The sequence below is a fragment of the Symbiobacterium terraclitae genome (assembly GCF_017874315.1).
Classification (GTDB): domain Bacteria; phylum Bacillota; class Sulfobacillia; order Symbiobacteriales; family Symbiobacteriaceae; genus Symbiobacterium; species Symbiobacterium terraclitae.
In genome coordinates this window covers 1-21,377 of sequence record NZ_JAGGLG010000045.1, presented here as the reverse complement: position 1 = coordinate 21,377, position 21,377 = coordinate 1, and the positions used below count along the sequence as shown (strand labels likewise).

The following is a 21,377-nucleotide window of genomic DNA, read 5'->3' as shown; positions in this document are numbered from 1 at the left end:
CACCCCTCGGCACGGGGCAGCGGAGATTGAGAGTTTCCAGTCCAGCTGCGGGATTTTGATGGCCATTTCTGCGGGATCTCAAGTGGCCGTTGACACACACCGCTGCTAACTGTTGCGCAATTATGGTCTTGGCAAAAAGCCTCCTGCGCCCAGACGCGCGGATAACCGTCCGGCAAGTTGGTCTGGATCCACTCGTCAGGCATTACGAAGATGTACATACGGTACTTGCTTGGGGAATCCGTACGCGGGATGACGGGAGCCTTAGTGGCTTCTGGATAAGCGACTAGATATGGAGTTCCTGGACACCCATCCTCCACTACCAACGGAAAGGGGGCGTAGTACTTTCATTTCTCGTGGTCGCTGAGCATGGCGATCCCTTTTTTGGTCTGTTGCACAAGGTCGCCCCGGTTGATCTCCGGTACACTACTCTCAGGCTCTCCCTCGACCATATTCGTCGGAGCCTTCTGCACGCAGATGGCTAGTTCACGGCGCGTTGACACCATGAGTGGAGAACTTCTATCAAACACTGGGCGGACATCGGTGGAACAAACAGAAGTGTACGTGATCAGCATCAACGCAACTAGTGCTGCTAGCAGAGTACCTTGCTGATACCGTGGAATGCGACGGATCAAAGCTAGCATGGCTACTCTACCCCCTCTGGCAGCGGCTCATAGTGTTTCGGAAGGCCAGATACAGGATGAGTGTCTCCCGCTATGCCTGTCCCACACAGTTGCTCCGTCATGGTATGGTCTCTGACGTAGTACTTCATTTCGTTATTATACAGCAAGTTCGGACTCAGCTGATTGCACGGAAGACTCCTCGGTGTAAAGCACACGCGCCAACCCTCCTGCGGCCCAGGTCGCAGCCTACGCGCAGAGTATGACGAGGACAGCGCGGGATCTGCAGGCCCAGGCGCAGCTCTTCAAGCTGTAGCAGGGCCGCCCGCTGGGAAGGAAGGCCCGACCGCACCGGCGGCCAGGCCTTCTGTGTAGACAGGTGTGTTGACAGCAAGTATCCCAACTTCATGTGATCTGCTCGTTGAACGTAGGCGAGGGAGGAACGCAGGTGCCTCAGGAGAACCGTCCGTCGCGCCCATGGCGGGGGAGCGACAAGGACAGGGATTCCTCGCAGCTGACGGAGGGCCATCTGAACCGCGCCCTGCTGGCCCGGCGGCACCTTCTGGAACGGGCGGCGGTGCCCGTGGCGTACATGGTGGAGCGGCTGGCGGGGCTGAATGCGCAGGAGCCGCAGCATGCCTACGTGAGCCTGTAGAGCCGACTACATGGCTTCCACCGGAGCGACCTGAACCAGGCGCTTTCCGCACGCAGGCTGGTCAAGGCTATGCTGATGTGGAGCACCCTGCATATCGTCAGCGCCCGGGACTTCCTCCGCGTGCGAGAGGCCCTGCAGCCCGTGCTCGCCAGGGCCTTTGCTAGTCATCCCCCTCCACCTGGAGGGACTGCCTGCCGAACAGCCGCGGCAGGAACATGCCGGTCCGATCCCGGTAGGCCCGGTACGCCTCGCCGAACTCCCGCTCAGGTCCCGCTCTTCACGCCGCGCCAGCCGGTAGTACATCACCAGGATCAGCGGGAACATGATCAGAAGGGGCACGGTTGCCCACTCGCACAGCATCGCCAGGCTGAGGCAGAAGACCCCGGTGTACTGCGGGTGGCGGATGTGGCGGTAGATGCCCTCCGTCACCAGGCGGCCCGTGCCCTCTTCCTTCACCCAGTAGTGCCTGTGGATGTCGCGCCAGCCCAGGTAGATGAGGGCAAAGCCGAGCAGGCCGAAGAAGATGGTGCCCAGAATCCCGTTCGCCCCGATGTACGGCTGCAGGGTGTGTCCCCACAGAATCCCCTCCGGCAGCTGGTAGCCGAACACCGCCCCCACCAGGTACATGCCGAACGGAATGCCGTGCATCTCCACGGCAAAGGCGACGACGAAGGCGAGGAAGGCGCTCTTCGGCTTCCAGCTCAGCTTCCGGTAGAAGGGCATGAAGCAGAGTGCGATGCCGTAGACCACGATCCAGAAGATCACCGCCGGCCACAACCCGAAGTGGCTCCAGAAGTCTTCCTCAGCACGCAGGGCAGATCCCTCCAAACGCAAGGTGATCTGCCCCTGTCTTACCAGAACGCCGCAGTACCCTCGCCTCTCCGGCGAAGGGTCTTGCGCCATGCAAGCCGCCCCCTCCGAAGGGAGGGGGCGGTGGTGTTCCTACAGCAGGTTCAGTTCCCTGGCCCGGGCCGCAGCCTGCGTACGGTTGTGGACCCCGAGCTTGGCGAGGATGTTGCGGATATGCCACTCCGTCGTCGTCAGGCTGATGAAGAGCCTGGCGGCGATCTCCCCGTTTGGAATGCCCGGCGGCCACCAGGCGAAGCAGCTCGACCTCCCGCTCGGTCAGGTACTCACCCATACCGACCGGCACCGCCGTCCGCCGGGCCGCCGGCGGATGGTCGGCTGCCGGTCTGGCGCACACCCGCCTGCGGTCCGAGTCGATCAGGCAGCGCTCCATACAGGTCCCCATGGTCCTGCGTCAGCGAGGGTTCAAGACAGATCTGGGAAGGGTTAGAAGAACACATTACGAAAAGGTCAAATGTAGGACTGATTGCTGCTGGGAGGGTCTTGCAATGATCGTGCGGCGGCTGGTGTCCCTTGTGGTTGCGGCGGCCGTGCTCGCAGGTTGTGCCGGTACAGCGGCGCCGGTTTCCCAGGCGCCTCCGAAGTCAGCGTCACTCTTGCCTGCAGTCAGCCAGGAACCTGCCCCGGACGTGACCAGGGACGAGGCAGCGGAGGAGCAGCCCAACCGTCAGGTTCTGGAAGGATGCCTCGCAGAGGCACCGTTGCCTCCCGACGACGCGACGAAGGTACGCGTAACCCGCGCCATCGACGGGGACACGCTGGAGTTCTTCGATGGGACGAGGGTTCGGCTGATCGGGATCAACACCCCGGAGTCAGTGGATCCCCGCCGCCCGGTCCAGGCCTACGGCAAGGAGGCTTCGGCCTACACGAAAGCGCTGACGGCGAATCAGGAGGTCCTCTACGTTCCCGGCCAGACGCCCAGGGACAGGTACGGCCGCCTGCTCGCATGGGTCTGGCTGACCGACGGGACGTTCCTGAACGCCCTTCTCGTGCGGGATGGCTACGCCCAGGTCTACACCTTCGCCGACAACCCTGACCATGCCGACCTCCTCCTGGCATGCCAGCAGGAGGCCAGGGAGGCGGGCCGGGGCCTCTGGGCGCTGCCCGACTACCAAGATGGCCAGATGGCCGCCGACATGGATCGGGAAGCCATCACCGACGCACCGCGTGGTGTCGGGGAACCGGAGGCGGCAGGGGACGAGCCCCAGAGTGCTGCGCCAGAGGTCATACGCGAACCCGGGGTGGTATCTCGGGGAGCGACTGCTTACGTGGAGGTCAGGACCAGGCCAGGAGATGACTGTACCATCTCTGTGATCTACAAGAGTGGTCCCAGCAGCGCGCAGGGGTTGCAGGCGAAACAGGCCAACGGGGCCGGCATTGTGTCGTGGTCGTGGAAGGTCGGGACGCGCACGACTCCAGGAACGTGGCCCGTGGTCATCACCTGCGGTGGACAGACGGTGCGCACCGGGGTCACGGTGCGCTGAGGATCCTGCCGCCAGCCGGAACGCGGTTGAGCCGGAGGTGCGTCCTCCGGCTGCTGTGTTCCCGGCGCATCTGCTCCAGACCCGGGGCTGGCCCGGTCCCGTGGAACAAGAGCCCGGCCCCCCGGACAGGGAGCCAGGCTCTGCTCAACGGTGCCTAGCGAATGGTCTCGGCGATCCGGACCAGTTCCGCCACGGTGTCGGCGCCTCCGACCGTCAGCCGGTACTGGTGGGTGTCGGTCTTCCACCAGACCAACAGCGGGTGGCCTGCGTGCAGGACCACAACGCCGGGATACTCCCCGACCATGACCTCCTGGGTGGTCCGGTCGGGATGATCGGCCAGCGGCATCTCGCCGTTTAGATCCGTCGACCGCCGCAGGTCGAAGTACATGACGCCCGTGCCTTCCGGATCATCGGTGATGCTCACCGCAACCGTCTCGTACGACAGCCACCTTCCGACGACCGCGGGGGCATCGGGGCCGATGGGAATCTCGCCGAAGTAGCCCGGAACCGACGGCGGCAGCACCAGCGGCGAGCGGGCGACCTGCTGGGCCTCGGCGAGGTTGGTCCTCAGGTACAGCGTGGGCTGAATCTGCCGGACGGTCGCCACGGCCGTGCCGCCGCCGGGGACGAAGGTCAGGAAGGCGAAGGCGCAGACCAGGGCGAGGGCTGTGCGCCTCAGCCAGCGACTCCTGGCGCGCCGCCTCTGCACCTGCTTCAGGATCACCGGAAGGAGATTGGGCGGGGCCTCCTGGCCCGCATGTGCGCTCAGCACTGCACGCACCTCCTGTTCATGCATCCACGATCACTCCTCTCAGACGTTGGCCAGGATGTGCTTCAGGCGTTCTCGGGCCCGTGCCACACGCGACTTGACGGTCCCGGCGGGCACGCCCAGCACGCTGGTCATCTCCTCTTCGGAGAGGCCGAGGTAGTAGCGCAGGACGACGGCGGCCCGTCCGATCTCAGGCAACTCGCTCACCGCTTTCCAGACCTCCTCGGCGCGCTCCCGGTCCAGCGCCAGGGCCTCCGGGGTGGGTACGGGGGCGGGCTGCTCCCTGGGCGCCGGTCGGAACCGTTCCCACAGGCGCTTCCGCTTCAGGGAGCGCAGCGCCTCGTTGGTCAGGATGCGGAAGAACCAGGGCCGGAACGGCTGGCCGGACCGGAAGCGGGGCATCGCCAGAAACGCCTTGATGAACGCCTCCTGCACCACGTCGGCGGCGAGCGTCCGGTCGTTGGTCAGCAGGATGGCGGCTCCGAACGCGCTGGACTGGTAGGCCTCGTACAGCCGTGCAAACGCCTCGGCGTCCCCCCTGCGGGCCCGCTCCACCCAGTCCGCCTCGTTCGCCGGCGCCGGGCATTGGCTCATCGGATCACCTCCCAGCTCGTCGATTCACCAGCGTATACCTTCATGCACCCGTTTCGGTTCCATGGACTGGTGCTGAATCGGCCTCCCGTGCAGGCTGTGCGCCTGCAGCAGGTTGGTCAGCGGCTGTCGGACCGGTCAGTCGGACGTGGCTGGCGGCACTGCCAGACGGGACTCCTGAGCGGATCGACCAGGCGGACCCGACGGGCCGACCTGCCTGGCGGCCTGCCAGGCACCGCTGCCACGTGCACGTGCGGTGGGATCTGCGGGGCCGCCCTGGCGGGCGCACCGGCCAGGCGCACCGACACCGGGGCACCGGCTGGTCCGCAGAGGGAACACGTGAAGCACTTGATTTAGGCAGGGTTGTCCATCAGGAAGGACTTATGGATAACCCTGTGATATTTTTGTATTGACGAAAAACGTGCCGAAAGCCGGGAAAGGCGGTGCCCGGGCCACACAGGGGCACGCGCCGGATTGTAGCAGCAGAGGGGTGACGGCAGGTCATGGCCATCGAACTCCGTAACCTGGTGAAACGGTATCCGGGAGGCGTCACTGCGCTCAACGACATCACCCTGACCATCCCCATCGGGATGTACGGGCTGCTGGGGCACAACGGTGCCGGGAAGACGACGCTGATGCGCATCCTGGCCACCCTGCTGCGGCCCGACGCCGGCCAGGTGACGGTCTTCGGCCACGACGTGGTGCGGGAGCCGCAGGCCGTGCGCCGGCTGCTGGGCTACGTACCGCAGAAGGTCGGCTTTTACCCGCAGCTGACCGCGGCGGAGATGCTCGAGCTCGTGGCGGCGTACAAGGGCGTCCCGAAGGACCGCCTGCGGCCGGCCATCGCCGAGGCGCTGGAGTTGGTCAACCTGCACGAGTTCCGGCGGCGCCCGGTGCGCGCCCTCTCCGGCGGCATGTTGCGGCGGCTGGCCATCGCCCAGGCGGTGTTGGGCGACCCGAAGGTCATCGTCGTCGACGAGCCCACGGCGGGGCTGGATCCGGAGGAGCGGCTGCGCCTCCGGAACCTCCTCGTCGAGCTCAGCGTCAGCCGGAGCGTGCTGCTCTCCACCCATATCGTGGAGGACATCGAGGACACGTGCCCCACCGTGTCGGTACTGCGGCGGGGGTCGCTGTGCTTTGAGGGCAGCGTCCCGGACCTGGTCCGGCGGACGGACGTATCTGGACTGCCCGCCTTCCGGTCTGGGAGTACGAGCGCCGCAAGGGCGATCTGTGCATCATCTCGGCCCGCAGCCCCCCCGAAGGCGTCGGGCTGCGGCTCCTCTCTCCCGAGAGGCCCCTTCCCGACGCCGCCCCTGCGGCGCCGACGCTGGAGGACGCCTACTTCGCGCTGATGCGACAGGGGGCGGTCGGGTGATGGTCACCTTCCGGGGCTACTTGCGTATCGCTCTCCGCTCCCGCATCCTCGGTGCGCTGCTCATCGCCGGCGCCGGACTTCTGGTCTACCTCCGGGTGGTGGAGCATCTCCAGGGTGCCGGGATCCTCCTCCAGGTGTTCCGGCTGCCGGTGTTGACCCCGCTCGTGGTGCTGGTCCAGGTCTTCCTGAGCATCAGAGCCGCGCAGATGGACGAGGACCTGCATGTGGACGAACTGATGGCGTCCCTGCCGGCCGCCGCCGCCGGGTCGCTGACGGCCCGGGTCCTCGCCCAGTACTGCGCTGCGCTGCTCGTCTACGGCCTGCTCTTCGCGCTGGGCGCCTTCCTGTTCACCGCCCTCCCGGGGCTGCCCATGACCCACGCCCCGCTCCGGACCGCCGCCCTCATGGGCGCCGTGTCGCTGCTGCCGGCGACGGCGCTGGGCTTTGCCCTGGGTCTGCTCTTCCGGCGCGGGCTGCCGGCCCACCTCACCGGGCTGCTCGTCTTTGTGGCAGGCCCGGTCCTCGCCATGTACACGGGGAGCGGGGGCCGTACGCCCCTGACGGCGCTGGACTGGCCCATGCTGCTCTCCTTTCCCCTGGCATCGCCGACGCTCTTCCCCGACGCCGGGCTGGTCGCCTATAACCGCCTCTTCGCCGTCGGGCTCACCCTGCTGTGCCTGGGCCAGGCCTACGGCGTCTCCCTCCGGCGGCGCGGGGAGCGGGACTGGCGGCTGGTGGGGAGCCTCCTCGGCGCGGGGCTGCTGCTGGCCGCCGCCGGGGTCGGGGCGTCGCAGGCGGAGTGGCGCGGGCGTGAGGCGGCCTACATGGCCGAGGTGGCGTACTACACGGCGCCGCCGCACCTCACCGGCGTCATCACGCCGGAGGTCGGTAAGTATGACCTGGACGTCTCCCTCCAGCCGGCGAGCCGCAGCATGCAGGTGGAGGCGAGCGTGGCGCTGGTGTCGGCGGATCCCTATGCGGACTTCACCCTGCGCCACCCGCTGACCGTGGAACGGGTCATCGGGCCCGACGGTTCCGCCGTGCCGTTCGTGCGATCGGGCGACTTCGTGCGCGTGTTCACGGAGGGCAGACCGGGCACCTATACCTTCCACTATCGCGGAACCGTGTGGCAGTGGCGTCGAACCGACCAGGGCCAGCTCGCGCTGGGCGCCCACGTCGCAGAGGGCAGCGTGATCCTGCCGGCCAACCACGGCTGGTACCCGCTTCCCGGAGCATGGCTGCTCAGTGTGCCGGCCAGGGAACCGGGCGGGCAGACGGTTTGGATGCAGGACCGGCCCGTCGAGCACGACCCGGTGCCCATGACAGTGAAGGTCATCTTCGGGTCGGCGGAGATCCCGGTCGCCACCAACGCCCCGGACGGGCAGCCGGTGACGGCGGGCTGGGTGATCGCCCAGGGGTACTGGTCCCGGGCGGCATCGTCCCCCGGCGTCATGCTGTCGGACCTCAGCGCGGGTGATCGCACGGGAGTGGAGGGGGTGCGGTCGGCCGTCAACGGGTACGTGGCCCGCTGGTTCCCCTCCCGGGGTCCCCTGCAGTGGCTGGAGGTGAGCGAGGCCTTCGCCCTGCACGCCACGCTCTATCCGCAGTTCCCGGGGGCCGTGATCCGAACCGCGCCCGGAGGCGCCGGCGTCGGATCTGCGCTGTCCAACCGGCTGCTGCTGGACCGCATGCACGACCTGTGGCTGCCGGATGGCCGCACCCGGGAGGAGCGGGCGCTGCTGGCCGGGGTCCGCCTGTACCTGGAGGAGGTGTTCGGCGCGGAGACCGGACTCCCCCTGCGGAACCTCAACCGCAGGGAGCCCGCAGCGGCAGAACCGGTGGACGAGGCGGTGCGGGATCACACCTGCCGGCAGCTGCTCGCCCTGCGGGACGAGTCGGGGGGCGACGCGGCCCGGCAGGTCGTACAAGCCTTGCTGGAGCAGTATGCGGCAGGGCCGCTCACCGCCGAGGTGCTGGACCGGGAGATGGGGAGGGTGCGGCCATGAGGAGGTTCCTGCTTCACGCCCGCGTCCTGGTCGACGGGTCGTGGCTGCTCCCGCCCGCCCTGGCAGCGGGGTGGCTGCTGTTCGTCAGCCTCACCGGCGACCCCCGGACGCCTGCGTCCCAGTGGAGCACCCTGTTCGAGAACGTGGCCGAGATGATCATTCCCCTCACCGCCGGCCTGTGGTGCGCCCCCATTCCCTGCCTGGACTACCAGGCGGGCTGGGCCGAGTCCCGGCTCGCCATGGATGAGCGACCCTGGCTGCGCCTGCTGGAGAAGGCCGCCGTTCCGGCGGCGGCCCTGGCGCTCTTCTCACTGGTCCTCATAGGCGTCGCCGCGGCGGGCGGCGCGCCGGTCGCCCCGGGCAGGTTCCTGCTCCTCGCCGGTCCTCCGGCCCTTGCCCTCAGCGGCGCCGCGGTCGCGGGCAGCAGCCTGGCGCGCCACATCGCCGGCGGGCTGGCCCTCGGTGTGGGGTGGTGGCTCGCCGACTGGCTGACCGGAGGCGTCATCCCGCAGGTCTACCTGTTCCGCCTGTCCCGGCCTTCCGTGACGGGGGGCAACCCTGCGGTGCAGACCATCTGCCTGATCCTGCTCGGGCTCTCGCTATGGGCGCTGACCCTCTGGCTGGCAGCTCGGCGCGAACGGTGGCTGCGCTGAAAACGAAGGCCCCCGGCCTGAGCTGCCTCAGGTCGGGGGCCTTCCGCATTCCCTCTAGATGATGATCACGTGCACCTGCGCCGGGCCGTGCACGCCGATCGAGAGGTCGTTCTCGATGTCGGCGCTGCGGCTCGGTCCCGAGGCGAAGATCACCTGCGACGGCAGCACGCCCATCTGCCGCAGCCGCTGGAAGACCTGCGCCGCCGTGTAGACGAACTGCTCCTTCCGCACCACGGCGATGTGGACCGGCGGCAGCAGCGAGACCGTGCGGCCGCGGCCGGGGGCGCCGGCCTCGCCGGGCCGGGAGCTGCCCATCACCAGCGTGCCGGTCTCGGCGATGGCGAAGTCGGCCCCGGTGATGCCGGCCACGGCCTGCTCCACCAGTTCGACCTGCGGGCGGCCGGGCTCGCCGTGCTTCACCGGCGTCACCGGGAAGCCGGCCGCGCCCAGCGCCTCGTCCAGGCCGAGGCCGTTCAGCAGCGGGTCGTCCCAGCGCACCACGTGTCCCGATACCCCGGACTCCTTCAGGATCCGCACCACCAGCGGCGCGATCTCGGCCTCGGAAGAGACCCGGTAGCTGTTGCCGCTCAGCTTCACCAGCTCCGCCTGATACCGCTCCACCAGCGCCTCGGTGTCGGTCGGGCCGGGATCGGGGATCGGCAGCGAGGGCTGCCACTCCGGGACGCCGTCGGCCACCGACCGGCCCAGCCGGGCGCGGACCCGGTTGACGAACGCCTGCTGATTCATCGCTTCCCCTCCTTCTCCAGGTCGGACCAGCGCTCGTGGAACGTGCGGCTGGCGATGGGCGGGAAGTTGCGGGTGTTGGTCCAGGCGGCAAACGGCCCGGGCAGGCTCTCCGCCACCTCGGTGCCGTCCGCCCGCTTCTTGACGAACGGGCGCATCGCCACGCGGCCGAGCTTCGCCGCCATCCGGTAGATGGCCGGACGCCGCCAGGCCGCCATCCAGAGCTTCATCACGCGGGTGAAGCCGGGGTCGGCCTTGCCCATGGCCACCGTGTCCATGCGGAGGCTCACCAGGTGCTCATGCAGGTGGATGCCCATCGGGCAGGCCTCGTGGCAGGCGCCGCACAGGCTGCTGGCCTGCGGCAGGTCGGTCCAGGCGCCGAGGTCGTTGAGCAGCGGCGAGATCACCGAACCGATGGGGCCGGGGTAGATCGAGCCGTAGGCGTGGCCGCCGATGTTCCGGTAGACCGGGCAGACGTTGAGGCAGGCGCCGCAGCGGATGCACATCAGGGCCTCCTCGTACTTGGAGCCCAGCAGGTTCGTCCGCCCGTTGTCCAGGAAGATCACGTGCAGCTCCTCCGGGCCGTCCGGCTCGCCGGGGCGGCGGGGCCCGGTGATCATGTTGAAGTAGGTGGTGATCTTCTGGCCCGTGGCGCTGCGGGGCAGGAGGCCGAGGACCACCGCCAGGTCCTCCAGGGTCGGCACCAGCTTCTCGATGCCCACGATGGCGACGTGGACCGGCGGCACCGACGTGGTGAGGCGGCCGTTGCCCTCGTTGGTCACCAGGCAGATGGTGCCGGACTCGGCCACGAGGAAGTTGGCGCCGGAGACGCCGATGTCGGCGGCCATGAACTTCTTGCGCAGCGTCTCCCGGGCGAACTTCGTCAGGGTCGGCGTGTCGGTGGTCAGCTCCCGTCCGGCGACCGCGCCGAACATGTCGGCGATCTGCCGGCGGGTCTTGTGGATGGCCGGGATCACGATGTGGGCCGGCGTCTCGTGGGCCAGCTGGATGATGTACTCGCCCAGGTCGGACTCGACCACCTCGACGCCCTTGGCCTCGAGGGCGTGGTTGAACATGACCTCCTCGGAGGCCATCGACTTGGACTTGATCACCCTCTTGGCCTGGCGCCGCTCGGCGATCTCCTCGGCGATGCGGACGACGTCCGCGGCGCTGCCGGCCCAGTGGACCGTGCCGCCGTTCTGCCGGATCCGCTCAGCCGCCTGCTCCAGGTAGTAGTCGAGGTGCTTCAGCGTGTGCTCCTTGATCCGCCGGGCCTGCCGGCGCAGCTCCGCAAAGCTGCCGATCGCCATCCGCTGCGCCGCCTGTTCGTTCAGGTCGGCGACCACCGCGTTTCGCTTGGTCCGCAGGTTGTCCGCCGTGTAGCGCACGGCGCCCCGCAGCCGCTCATCGCCCAGCGCCTTGGCGATGCGGGTCTTGAAGTCGGGCACGTTGTGGGGGTCAGCGGCCATTGCTCTTCACCCCTTCCCACAGCAGCGTGGCCAGGTGCATCGTCCTCACCGGCAGCCCCTGCCGCTCGGCCCGGCCGCCCATGTGCATCAGGCAGCCGCCGTCGCAGCTGACGATGATGTCGGCCTTGGTCCCCACGTAGATGCCGAGCCGCTCGTCGGCCATGGCCGTGCTGATCTCGGGCATCTTCACCGAGAAGGCGCCGCCGAAGCCGCAGCACAGGTCGTAACGGGGGTTGTCCAGCAGCTCGAGGTCCCTGACGTGGCGGAGCAGCGTGAGCGGCTCCTCGAACACGCCCAGCTCCCGCTGCATGTGGCAGTTGTTGTGGAAGACGACCTTCGCCGGGAAGCGGGCGCCCACGTCCCGGACCCCGAGCACGTTGACCAGGAACTGGCTGAACTCGTAGGTCTTGTCGGCCACGGCGCACGCCCGCCGGTACATCTCCTTGTCGTCCTTGAACATCTGCGGGTAGTAATACCGCACATGCCCCGCACAGGAGCCCGAGGGCATCACCACGTACTCGCTGTTCTCGAAGGTCTCGATGTACGCCCTGGCGTAGGCCCTGGCTTCGTCCTCCAGGCCCGTGTTCCACGCGGGCTGGCCGCAGCAGGTCTGGTTCGGCGGGAAGTCGACTTCGCAGCCGTAGCGCCGGAGCAGGTGGACGACCGCCTCGCCCACCTCGGGGTAGAAGTGGTCAGCCAGGCAGGTGATGAATAGTGAGACTTTCAAGCCTGCACCCCCTAGTGCGTTGATTCGGTCTGGTGGCCAGACCAAGAGGGGTATGCCCGGCAAGGACGGTATCCGCGGGCCGTCCCAGCCGGGCTCCAGAATCGCAGCGCTATCGCGTTGTCTGGCCCGTGCGTTCCTGGGACTTGGCCGCGTCCATCGACTCCCTCAGGACCGTGGCGAGGTGGACGACGCGCACGCCTTCCTTGTCGAGTCCGGCCCGCATCAGGCTCGCCCGCATGTGCAGCTGGCAGGGCGGGTTGGCCACCACGAGCTCCCGCGCGCCGGTGGCCTTCACCCGGCTCGCCTTGTCGGCGCCCATGGCGTTGGCGGTTTCCGGCTGCATGATGTTGTAGACACCGCCGGCGCCGCAGCACTGGTCGGCATTGCCGATCTCCACGAACTCGAGTCCGGGCACGCTGCTGAGCAGCTTCCGGGGCTCGTTCACCAGCTTCTGTACGTTGCGCATGTGGCAGGAGTCCTGGAACGTGACCCGGCCCGGACGCGGCCCCAGCGGAATGGGGGGGAGGGAGAGCAGGATCTCGCTGATGTCCCGCACGCTGGCGGAGAACTTCTTCGCCCGCTCGGCCCACTCGGGATCGCCCTTCAGCCAGATCTTGTACTCCTTCAGCGCTGCGCCGCAGCCGCCGGCGGCGTTCACCACGTAGTCGATCTGGTGCCGCTCGAAAGCGGCGATGTTCCGCTTCGCCTGCTCGTGCGCCGCGGCCTCCTCGCCCGTGTGGGTGTGGACGGCGCCGCAGCAGCCCTGGCCGGGGACGATCAGCACCTCGCAGCCGGCGTTCTGCAGCAGGGCGATGGCGTCCCGGTTCTCCTTCCAGAAGGTGATCTCCTGGATGCAGCCGGTGAAGAAGCCCACCCTGGCCCGCCGCTCGCCGATCGCCGGGAAGACGTGGCCCGGGCCGCCGCCCATGAACCGCTTGACCGGGCTCGGCACCCGGGGCATGGCGGCCTCCAGCTCGGCCATGGCCTTGCCGGCCACCGCCTGGGTCAGGCCGGTCTTGCGGGCCAGCCAGGAGAGGCCGGTCACCTGCCAGAACCAGAGGGCCCAGCCGGCGAACCGGATGCCGGCCGGGGTGCCCAGCACCCACTTCAGGCCGACCTTCCGCACCAGCCGCTCCAGCGCGCTCTGCTCCTTGTGCTCCACGATGGTCGCCCGGGCGGCCTCGAGGATCTCGCCGTAATGCACGCCCGCAGGGCAGGCCACCTCGCAGGCCCGGCAGCCGACGCACTGGTCCAGGGGGCCCACGATGTCGTTCAGGTCCAGGTGGCCCTCGGCCACCGCCCTCGCCAGCGCGATGCGGCCGCGCGGGCTCCGCGGCTCGTGCAGGGACAGCTTGTAGGTCGGGCAGGCTGCGAGGCAGAACCCGCAGCGCATGCAGTTGACGATCTCGTCGTAGTTGAGCGCTTCCTTCAGGTTGGTCAGCGAGACGCTGCTCATCCCTGCCTCACCACCAGTCGCTTGCGGGTGGCCTTGGGCAGCACCTTGCCGGGGTTCAGGATGCCCAGCGGGTCAAAGACCGCCTTGATCCCCTTGGAAACCGCCACGCCCGCCTCGCCGATCTTCCACTCCAGGTAGTCCTGCTTGGCGATGCCCACGCCGTGCTCGCCGGTGATGGTGCCGCCGAGGGAGACGGCCTTGTCGAAGATCTCGGCGAAGGCCTTCTCCACCCGCTCGAGCTCCTCGTGGTCCCGCTCGTCGCAGGGGCAGGTGGGATGCAGGTTGCCGTCGCCGGCGTGCCCGAAGGTGCAGATCAGCAGGTTGTACTTCTTGGCCGTCGCCTCGATGAAGCGGATCATCTCGGCCAGGTGGGAGCGCGGCACCGTCGCGTCCTCCAGCACGCAGGTCGGGCGGAGCCGGGCCAGGGCGGGCAGGGCGAAGCGGCGGGCCTCGGCCAGCTTGGTGCCCTCCTCCACCGTGGCGGCCACCTTCACGTCGCGGGCGCCTTCCTCGCGGCAGAGCCGGCCGGCCAGCTCGATGTCGGCGTCGACCACCGCGCGCGGGCCGTCCTGCTCGATGAAGAGCACGGCGGCGGCATCGGTGGGCAGGCCCACGTGGGCGAATTCCTCGACGGCCTTGATCGTGCCCTTGTCCATGATCTCCAGGGTGCACGGGATGATCTTGTTCTCGATGATCCGGGCGACGGCGCGGCCTGCGTCCTCCAGCCGGTCGAAGATGGCCAGGGCGGCCCGCTTCGTCTCCGGCTTGGGCAGCAGCTTGACGGTGATCTCCGTGATCACGGCCAGGGTGCCCTCGGAGCCCACCAGCAGGCGGGTCAGGTCGTAGCCGGCCACGTCCTTGGCGTTCTTGCCGCCCGTGCGCAGGATGGCGCCGTTCGGCAGCACTGCCTCGAGGCCCATCACGTAGTCGCGGGTGACGCCGTACTTCAGGCCCCGCAGGCCGCCGGCGTTCTCGGCCACGTTGCCGCCGATGGTCGAGATCACCTGCGAGCCGGGGTCGGGCGGGTAGAACAAACCCCGGGCCTCGACCTCCCGCGCCAGCTGGGCGGTGGTCACTCCCGGTTGGACGGTGGCGGTGAGGTTGGCGGCGTCGACTTCGATAATACGGTTCATGCGATTCATATTCAGCATAATCCCGCCCTCGATGGCGATCGTCCCGCCCGAGAGGTTGGAGGCGGCGCCCCGGGGGATCACCGGGATACGCTTTTCCGAGGCCAGCTCCAGAATGGCCTTCACCTCATCCCGCGAGCCGGGGAAGACTACCACCGTCGGGAGGCTGCGGAGCAGGGGGGTCGCGTCGACCGCGTAGGCGGCCAGGTCAGCCGGGGCGTGGAGCACGTGCTGCTCGCCGACGATCCGCTGCAGAGCCTGGATCAGCGCGGCATCACCCATGTGTAATCACCTCTGTTGTTCATTCGCTGTAGCCGACAGTTCGCCGTAGAGCATCTGCCTCACCCGGTCCAGATGCGCCCGCATGCGGTCATGGGCCAGCTTCGCATCGCGGTCGCGGATGGCGTCGAGAATGCCCTGATGCTCGGCCAGAAGGACTGTATCCATGCCGGGGATCCGCAGCAGCCCCGTGCGGAAGCGCACGATCGACTCCTGCATGGTCTCGCTCAGCGACCGCATGATCTGGAGCAGGACCCCGTTGCCCGACGCCGTGGCGATGGCGTGGTGGAACTTCCAGTCGGCCTCCGCGGCCAGATCGCCGGTCCGCAGGGCCGCCTCCATCTCCGCGATCGCCTCTTCCATGGCCACCAGGTCCTCGGGCTCCCGGCGCTGCGCAGCCAGATAGGCCGCCTCGGCTTCCAGGGCGGCCCGGACCTCCACCATGTCGACCCCGAGCTCCTCGTCCCGCACCATCGCCACCAAAAGCGCCATCGGGGTGACCAGCGCTTCCTCGGTCACGGCCCGGACGAAGGTGCCCTCGCCCTGACGCACCTCGATCAGGCCCATGAGGTCCAGCGCCGACAGGGCCTCCCGCACTGCCGCCCGGCTGACGCCGAACTCCTCGGCGAGCTGTCGCTCGGGCGGCAGGCGGTCACCCGGCCTCAGGGAGCCATCCCGGATCATGCGGGAGATCTGGTCAACGATCTGCTGGTAGATTCGCTGGTTTGCGATACGGGCAAAACGGCTCACGCGAATACTCCTCCTGTCTCGGCGATTGCGCCGTCCAGCTTCTGCGCCCCAACTCTTCTACCAGCAGTATACGTTACCTCATGCTACTTCGTAATGGCCGGAATCATCCACGGGAAGACATAGGCCTGGAGCATGACCAGCACGCCCATGAGTGCGGCCAGCAGGATCGAGTGGGGCAGGACGCCACGGAAGATCGGGCCGGCGGCCAGCTTGCCCTCGTTCTTGTCCTCGTAGCAGGCGGCGGTCGCGACGACGATGGACTGGGCGTCGATCATCTTGCCCATGACGCCGCCGGTGGAGTTGGCCGTGGTGATGAGGACCGGCGAGAGCCCGAGCTGCTCGGCGGTGATCTTCTGCATGCCGCCGAACATGACGTTGGCGGAGGTGTCGGAACCGGTCAGGGCGACGCCCAGCCAGCCCAGCATGGCGGCGAAGAACGGGTAGAGCACGCCGGTCTTGGTGAAGGCGAGGCCGAGCACGGCGTCCATGCCGGAGTACTTGGTGACGTAACCCATGCCGAGCACGAGGCCGATGGTCAGCAGCGGCATGCGCAGGCGCTGGGCGGTCCGCCGGATCACGGTGCCCCACTGCTCTCCGCTCATGCCGATGATCAGGCCGGAGATCAGGGCGGCGAACATGATGCCGGTGCCGGGGGCGGAGAGCCAGTTGAGGGTGTACACCGCCTTGTCCAGCGTCTGCTCAGCCACGACGGGCGGCGTGCGGTAGACGAGGCCCTGGACGAACGGAACGTTCCAGTTGATCACGGCGCCCGGGATGGAGTTCAGGAAGCTCTTGACCGAGGGCAGGCCCCAGAGGAAGACGAAAACGGTGAGCAGGGCCCAGGGCATCCAGGCCTTCACGACCTGGCCGGTGGTGTAGGAAGCGCCGCCGGCCATCGCCGCCTTGGCCTTGGGATGGTTGTCGACGGAGTAGGCCTTCTTGGGCTGCCACACCCGGGAGAACAGGGCGACTGCCGCCATGGAGACCAGACCGCCGAGGATGTCGACCAGCATGTGGCCCATGTAGTTGCCAACGAGGAACTGGGTGAGGGCGAAGGAGCCGCCGGAGACCAGCAGGGCCGGCCAGACGTTCCAGACGTCAGACCACTTGCCGCCGTCCATCTTCACCATGGCGGCGACCATCCAGACGGGGACGATCAGGGAGAAGAACGGGAGCTGCCGGGCGGCCATCTGGGAGATGGCGAAGGCCGGGATGCCCGTCACGCCTTCCAGGGCGGTGACCGGGGTGCCCAGGGCGCCGAAGGCGACGGGGGCGGTGTTGGCGATCAGACAGAGGATTGCGGCCTGCAGGGGCTTGAAGCCGAGACCCACCATCAGGGCGCCGGAGATGGCGACGGGGGTGCCGAAGCCGGCGGCGCCTTCCACGAACGCACCGAAGGAGAAGGCGATCAGGATGGCCTGGATGCGCTTGTCGGAGGAGATGGAGGCAACGGTGTCCTTCACGATTTCGAACTGACCGGTAACCAAGGTCACGGTATAGAGGAACATCGCGGCGATAACGATCCAGCCGATGGGGAACATGCCATACAGCACACCGTAGACGTAGGACATGCCGGCGGTCTGGACGGGCATCTTGAAGACGAGGACGGCGGCGAGCAGCGAGACGATGCCTGCGATGAGTGCTGCCTTGTGAGCCTCGATGCCCTTGTGCAGCGAGCCTTGGTTGGACTTGGTCGGGTGCAGGGCCAGGAAGTAGAGCAGGGTCACGACCGGGAGCGCAGCGACCAGGGTGGACAGGAACGCGTTGCCCAGGGGATTGTAGTTCTGCAGGTACTGCAATCCGATTGCCTCCTTTAGCGGGAGTGGGTGGCAAACCGGGGGCCGGGGGCCGGGAACCCGATCTATTGTCAGGTGGTCATGTGGTCTGACCACTTGGCCTAAGGATTTACGACGGTTGATGGACGGATTCCTCTTCGTCTCGTTCGTTTGGACGAGACAATGAGCACATCTGACTATTTGAGAATGTGAGCACTCTCACATGCCCGAAAGGACGGGCTCTGCAGCGAATGGGGGGTGTGTGAGGGTGACGAAAAATAGGGTCTCGACCATATCTCTGAGCCGAAAGGATAGGGTGTCTGCTGCCTCGCGTAGCACTCCCGAGTGAACCTGAGGCCGTGCCAAGCCTATGCCACCCCGCCGCCCTGACCGCCGGCGTGAAGGTGGGGCCACGCCGGCGAGCCCGTGGCCGGCGGTGAGTCGCCGGCCTCTAGAACGCACGCACCAGGTGCACCCAGGCTGGCTCCTTCACGAAGCCCAGGCGCTCGTTGAGGGCCAGGATGGGCCGGTTGACCGAGTCGTTGTTGGTCCTGAGCCGCGTGACGCCCTGTCCACGGGCCCAGGCCATGGCGCGGAGCTTGAGCGCCAGGGCGATTCCCCGCCGCCGGTACTCGGGCAGCACCCCGGTGAGGCCGACGTTCATCTGACCCGGCTCCGTCCCCTTCCAGAGGGTGGAGAGGCCGATCCAGCGGTCGCCTTCCAGGGCGATGAAGTGGCCTTCGGGCATATACGATGTACGCCCCATGTAGTTCTCCCGGAACATCTCCGCGGTGAGGGGGAAGGCAGGATCGATGTCCGGCACGTCGGCCTGGAGGGCGTTGTAGAGGGTGCGCAGCCGGTGCTGCCAGTCGGGGGTCGACTGCAGTTCGGGAAGCTGTACCAGGCGAATGCCCGCGGCCTCCACCCGCTTCGCGTACCCCGCGAAGGGCGCGAAGTTGCACCGGGCCAGGTCGAGCTCGGAGACCCAGGTCCGCTTGGCCTCCGCGAAGCCGCGCTTCTCCAGGAAGCGCAGTGCGCCGGCGTAGTCCTCCCGGGTGTAGGTCCGCACCGAGATCGCGCCCTTCTGCCGCACCGCGTCCAGCACCTGGGTAAGCAGGGTCTCCCCGATCCCCCTGCGCTGAAAGTCGGGGTGGACCGAGCCCTCCATCCAGAACTTCTGCGGGTGGAGCCGGCTGGGCCACTGGTACCAGCAGGCGCTGCCCACCACCCGGCCGTCGACCTCGGCCACCCAGCGCGCGAAGGCATAGGTGTTTCCATCGAACTGCCGGAGGCTCCCGGCCGTGTCGTCGGTGCCGGGCATGGCGAGGCGGTTGCAGGCCGCCAGGGACTCGTAATCGTCGGGTCGGACCGGTCGGATGCGAAGTGTCATCGTGCTTCCCCCTGTCTGATGGCAAGATTAGGACGGGGAGGGAGCGGGTCGGTTCGAGGAAAAATCGGTTCAACCAGTTCTCTCCGCAGAGGTCGCGGCAGAGTTTGGCCCCGCTGACACCCTGACCGGCCGGCTGCACGGCAGGCGCGCTCCGGTGGCCCCGCTGACATCGTGAGCGGCGGGCTGCTTGGCCAGTGCTCTCCGGTGCCCCCGCTGACATCGTGAGCGGCGTGCCGCCTGGCCAGTGCTCTCCGGTGCCCCCGCTGACATCGTGACGGGCGTGCCGCCTGGCAAGGGCTCTCCGGTGGCCCCGTCGACAGTGTGACCGGCGGGCTGCACGGCAGGCACGCTCCGGTGGTCCCGCCGACACCGTGATCGGCGGGCTGCACGGCAGGCGCTCTCCGGTGGCCCCGTCGACAGTGTGACCGGCGGGCTGTACGGCAGGCGCGCTCCGGTGGTCCCGCCGACACCGTGACCGGCGGGCTGCACGGCAGGCGCGCTCCGGTGGTCCCGCCGACAGCGTGACGGGCGGGCCGCACGGCAGGCGCGCTCCGGTGGCCCCGCTGACACCGCTACCGGCTGCACGGCAGGCGCGCTCCGGTGGCCCCGCTGACACCGCTACCGGCAGGCTGCACGGCAGGCGCGCTCCGGTGGCCCCGCTGACACCGCTACCGGCAGGCTGCACGGCAGGCGCGCTCCGGTGGCCCCGCCCACCCCGTGACCGGCGGGCCGCACGGCAGGCGCGCTCCGGTGGTCCCGCTGACACCGTGGACCGGCGGGCTGCACGGCAGGCGCTCTCCGGTGGTCCCGTCGGCACCGCGCACGGTGGACCGGGCACGCAGGGGATACGTGGTACAGGCGGTCAACGCGGCTCCGACACTAGCCCCCACCGGCGCCCCTGTCGAGCCAACGGGCGGGATGGGGCTCAGCAAGCTGGGTTGGGCGGTACCTCCGGGAGATAGGGGGAAATCGGAACGGTATTTTTCACGAAATGCAGGGAACCGCTCCCCATATTTCCGTCGGCGGGGCGGTTGCCGGCCTGGAAGGTGGGCGGAAACGGGGGCCGGGAGGGCGAGAGAGGCCGCTGCAGCGGCCCGATATACTCCCTGGGGGTATGCGCGGGCTGAGATAGGGTGCCAGTTTCCCTGCAATCGGTGAAAAATAGGGTTCCGTTTTCCCCCTATCTGCCGCTGCCCGAGGCGGGCCCTCTGGAAGCGGACCACCCCACCGGCCAGGCGTAACCCAGTGCGGCTCAGTCGGCGGTCGGGTTGGCCGGCTTCACCGATCTCATCGACTGGAGCCCTGCCCCGATTGCCGAACCGACGGTGATGATGACGAACTGGGGTGTCCCGTCGGCCGGTGAGGCGAGGCGTAGAGCAGCGCGCCCAGACCTGCCGTCACGGCGCCCACGAGGGCGCGCACCCACAGGTTGCCGATTCCGGCAGCCCCGATGACGATCGCCGCGGCGAGCGTCTGCAACTCAATGGGAACTGCGACCAGCACCGAGCACAGGAGCAGGTAGAAGACGTGGTAGGCGAGCCTGACCTCCGACAGCCCGTACAGGACGGGGCTCAGCCCCAGCTCACGCGCCGCGATCACCGGCAGCAGGACGGCGAAGGCCGACCCGGCCAGGTTGACGCCGGCCCCCAGGATCACCGTCCTGAGGATGACGGGGCTCCCGGTGAACGGCGCCAGGCCGCCGGCGAAGTCCCGCCAGAAGGGGCGGCGCGCCTTGGGCGGCGGAGGTGCCCAGCGCAGCTGGACACCGAGGACGCAGACGGCGGCGACGAGGTACGTTGCCCCGTTGGCGGCAAGGGCCCCGGCGTGGCCGATCGCCGCTACGACGAGCCCGGCGACGGACGGCCCCGCGAAGGTGATGGCGTCGCGCAGCATCTGCCACAGCGAAAGCGCCCGGGTCAGGTCCTGCGGGTGGACGAGGCTCGCCTGCGCCGCCGCGTAGGCGGGGGCGAAGAAAGCCCCGGCCACGGCCAGCGCCGCACCGGCGCCCAGCAGGATCCCGATCTGGTTGGTTCCCCGCCAGAAGGCCAGTGCGAGCGCCGCGAGGACGAGCGCCCGCGCCAGGTTGGCGGATGCCATCACCGCGCGCCGGTCTGCGCGGTCTGCAACCGTGCCCGCAACCGGTGTGACCAGCAGGCGGACGGCTATGCTGATGGCGTTGAGCGCGCCGACGTAGCCGGCCGAACCGGTGGTCTGGAGAATCCACAGCGGTACGACGAGCTGGTAGAGCGCGTGGCCCAGGTGCGATACCCCCATGGCGGCGAGTACGACCATGAAGGACCTGTTACGCATGAGACCTGGCTGATGTGGCCGATCGACTGACGTACCTGCTGACATCTGCGACCCTCCCTCCGGCGTTGAGGGTACAGACATCGCACGGAAAAGAGTAGACTAGAAGTTTTTTGGATGGTAAACTACTATCATCAGGGCGGGACCCTTAGGGGCCCAGCTTTGCTACTGATCCCGAGACTGCTGGGCACCCGTGAAGATGAGCATCAGCCCCCTGCCAGTGCGGCAGGGGGCTGTTCTGGTACGCCTCGCAGTCTACGTGACTAGGGGGTTCAAGTCCCCCCTGTGCCTTTGCTCGTTTCACTTGGCACTGTAGCCTAAGAACAGTCCGCA

The 21,377-nt window shown here is 68.2% G+C and carries 16 protein-coding genes and 3 pseudogenes; 6 read left to right on the top strand and 13 right to left on the bottom strand.

From position 1 onward, the window contains the following. Positions 1–1,065 precede the first annotated feature (1,065 nt). On the top strand, positions 1,066–1,272 hold the full coding sequence (locus tag J2Z79_RS17325; RefSeq protein WP_209468156.1) for a hypothetical protein: 207 nt from the start codon (positions 1,066–1,068) through the stop codon (positions 1,270–1,272). Positions 1,273–1,302: 30 nt separating this feature from the next. Further along, positions 1,303–1,380: pseudogene (locus tag J2Z79_RS19330) on the top strand (hypothetical protein); the annotation flags it as partial. A gap of 168 nt (positions 1,381–1,548) precedes the next feature. On the opposite strand, the pseudogene J2Z79_RS19325 reads toward J2Z79_RS19330, so the two are convergent. Both J2Z79_RS19325 and J2Z79_RS19320 read right to left on the bottom strand, forming a co-directional pair. Next, a pseudogene (locus J2Z79_RS19325) lies at positions 1,549–1,899 on the bottom strand (methyltransferase family protein); the annotation flags it as partial. 315 nt (positions 1,900–2,214) lie between these two features. Next, positions 2,215–2,370, bottom strand: a pseudogene (locus J2Z79_RS19320) (LuxR C-terminal-related transcriptional regulator); the annotation flags it as partial. Between the two features lie 257 nt (positions 2,371–2,627). On the opposite strand from J2Z79_RS19320, the gene J2Z79_RS17305 reads away from it, so the two are divergent. Beyond that, positions 2,628–3,623: a thermonuclease family protein gene (locus J2Z79_RS17305; protein WP_209468155.1), complete on the top strand. Its 996-nt coding sequence runs from the start codon at positions 2,628–2,630 to the stop codon at positions 3,621–3,623. 154 nt (positions 3,624–3,777) lie between these two features. Here J2Z79_RS17305 and J2Z79_RS17300 read toward each other — a convergent pair whose 3' ends face one another. Together J2Z79_RS17300 and J2Z79_RS17295 are read right to left on the bottom strand one after the other, a co-directional pair. Continuing rightward, positions 3,778–4,419 (bottom strand): hypothetical protein, encoded by a 642-nt coding sequence (locus J2Z79_RS17300; protein WP_209468154.1) that lies wholly within the window; start codon positions 4,417–4,419, stop codon positions 3,778–3,780. A 15-nt stretch (positions 4,420–4,434) separates the two neighbouring features. Continuing rightward, positions 4,435–4,986, bottom strand: coding sequence for an RNA polymerase sigma factor (locus J2Z79_RS17295; RefSeq protein WP_209468153.1), 552 nt, complete (start codon positions 4,984–4,986; stop codon positions 4,435–4,437). A 500-nt stretch (positions 4,987–5,486) separates the two neighbouring features. Here J2Z79_RS17295 and J2Z79_RS17290 point away from each other — a divergent pair, with 500 nt between their 5' ends. From J2Z79_RS17290 to J2Z79_RS17280, 3 genes are read left to right on the top strand one after another with little or no spacing between them, the layout of a single operon-like run. Further along, positions 5,487–6,335, top strand: a complete 849-nt coding sequence (locus J2Z79_RS17290) for an ABC transporter ATP-binding protein (RefSeq protein WP_209468152.1) — start codon at positions 5,487–5,489, stop codon at positions 6,333–6,335. 22 nt (positions 6,336–6,357) lie between these two features. Further along, positions 6,358–8,364 (top strand): hypothetical protein, encoded by a 2,007-nt coding sequence (locus J2Z79_RS17285; RefSeq protein ID WP_209468151.1) that lies wholly within the window; start codon positions 6,358–6,360, stop codon positions 8,362–8,364. Next, positions 8,361–9,017 (top strand): hypothetical protein, encoded by a 657-nt coding sequence (locus tag J2Z79_RS17280; RefSeq protein ID WP_209468150.1) that lies wholly within the window; start codon positions 8,361–8,363, stop codon positions 9,015–9,017. Before J2Z79_RS17285 ends, J2Z79_RS17280 begins: the two co-directional genes overlap by 4 nt. Positions 9,018–9,071: 54 nt before the next feature. On the opposite strand, the gene J2Z79_RS17275 is transcribed toward J2Z79_RS17280, so the two are convergent. From J2Z79_RS17275 to J2Z79_RS17235, 9 genes are all read right to left on the bottom strand, one after another. Then, positions 9,072–9,764: a LutC/YkgG family protein gene (locus tag J2Z79_RS17275; protein ID WP_209468149.1), complete on the bottom strand. Its 693-nt coding sequence runs from the start codon at positions 9,762–9,764 to the stop codon at positions 9,072–9,074. Beyond that, positions 9,761–11,230: a LutB/LldF family L-lactate oxidation iron-sulfur protein gene (locus J2Z79_RS17270; protein WP_209468148.1), complete on the bottom strand. Its 1,470-nt coding sequence runs from the start codon at positions 11,228–11,230 to the stop codon at positions 9,761–9,763. Before J2Z79_RS17270 ends, J2Z79_RS17275 begins: the two co-directional genes overlap by 4 nt. Then, entirely contained in the window at positions 11,220–11,957 is a 738-nt protein-coding gene (locus J2Z79_RS17265; RefSeq protein WP_209468147.1) for a (Fe-S)-binding protein, read from the bottom strand. Before J2Z79_RS17265 ends, J2Z79_RS17270 begins: the two co-directional genes overlap by 11 nt. A gap of 109 nt (positions 11,958–12,066) precedes the next feature. Then, on the bottom strand, positions 12,067–13,413 hold the full coding sequence (locus tag J2Z79_RS17260; protein ID WP_209468146.1) for a (Fe-S)-binding protein: 1,347 nt from the start codon (positions 13,411–13,413) through the stop codon (positions 12,067–12,069). Further along, positions 13,410–14,825: an FAD-binding oxidoreductase gene (locus J2Z79_RS17255; protein ID WP_209468145.1), complete on the bottom strand. Its 1,416-nt coding sequence runs from the start codon at positions 14,823–14,825 to the stop codon at positions 13,410–13,412. The genes J2Z79_RS17260 and J2Z79_RS17255 overlap by 4 nt, the downstream gene beginning before the upstream one ends. 6 nt (positions 14,826–14,831) lie before the next feature. Next, a complete protein-coding gene (locus J2Z79_RS19225) occupies positions 14,832–15,572 on the bottom strand; it encodes a FadR/GntR family transcriptional regulator (RefSeq protein ID WP_209468144.1) in 741 nt (246 codons plus the stop codon). Positions 15,573–15,655: 83 nt separating this feature from the next. After that, positions 15,656–17,371, bottom strand: a complete 1,716-nt coding sequence (locus J2Z79_RS17245; protein WP_209468143.1) for an L-lactate permease — start codon at positions 17,369–17,371, stop codon at positions 15,656–15,658. Between the two features lie 427 nt (positions 17,372–17,798). Beyond that, entirely contained in the window at positions 17,799–18,737 is a 939-nt protein-coding gene (locus tag J2Z79_RS17240; RefSeq protein ID WP_209468142.1) for a GNAT family N-acetyltransferase, read from the bottom strand. Between the two features lie 1,287 nt (positions 18,738–20,024). Then, positions 20,025–21,047: an MFS transporter gene (locus tag J2Z79_RS17235; protein WP_280953788.1), complete on the bottom strand. Its 1,023-nt coding sequence runs from the start codon at positions 21,045–21,047 to the stop codon at positions 20,025–20,027. Between the last annotated feature and the right edge of the window lie 330 nt (positions 21,048–21,377).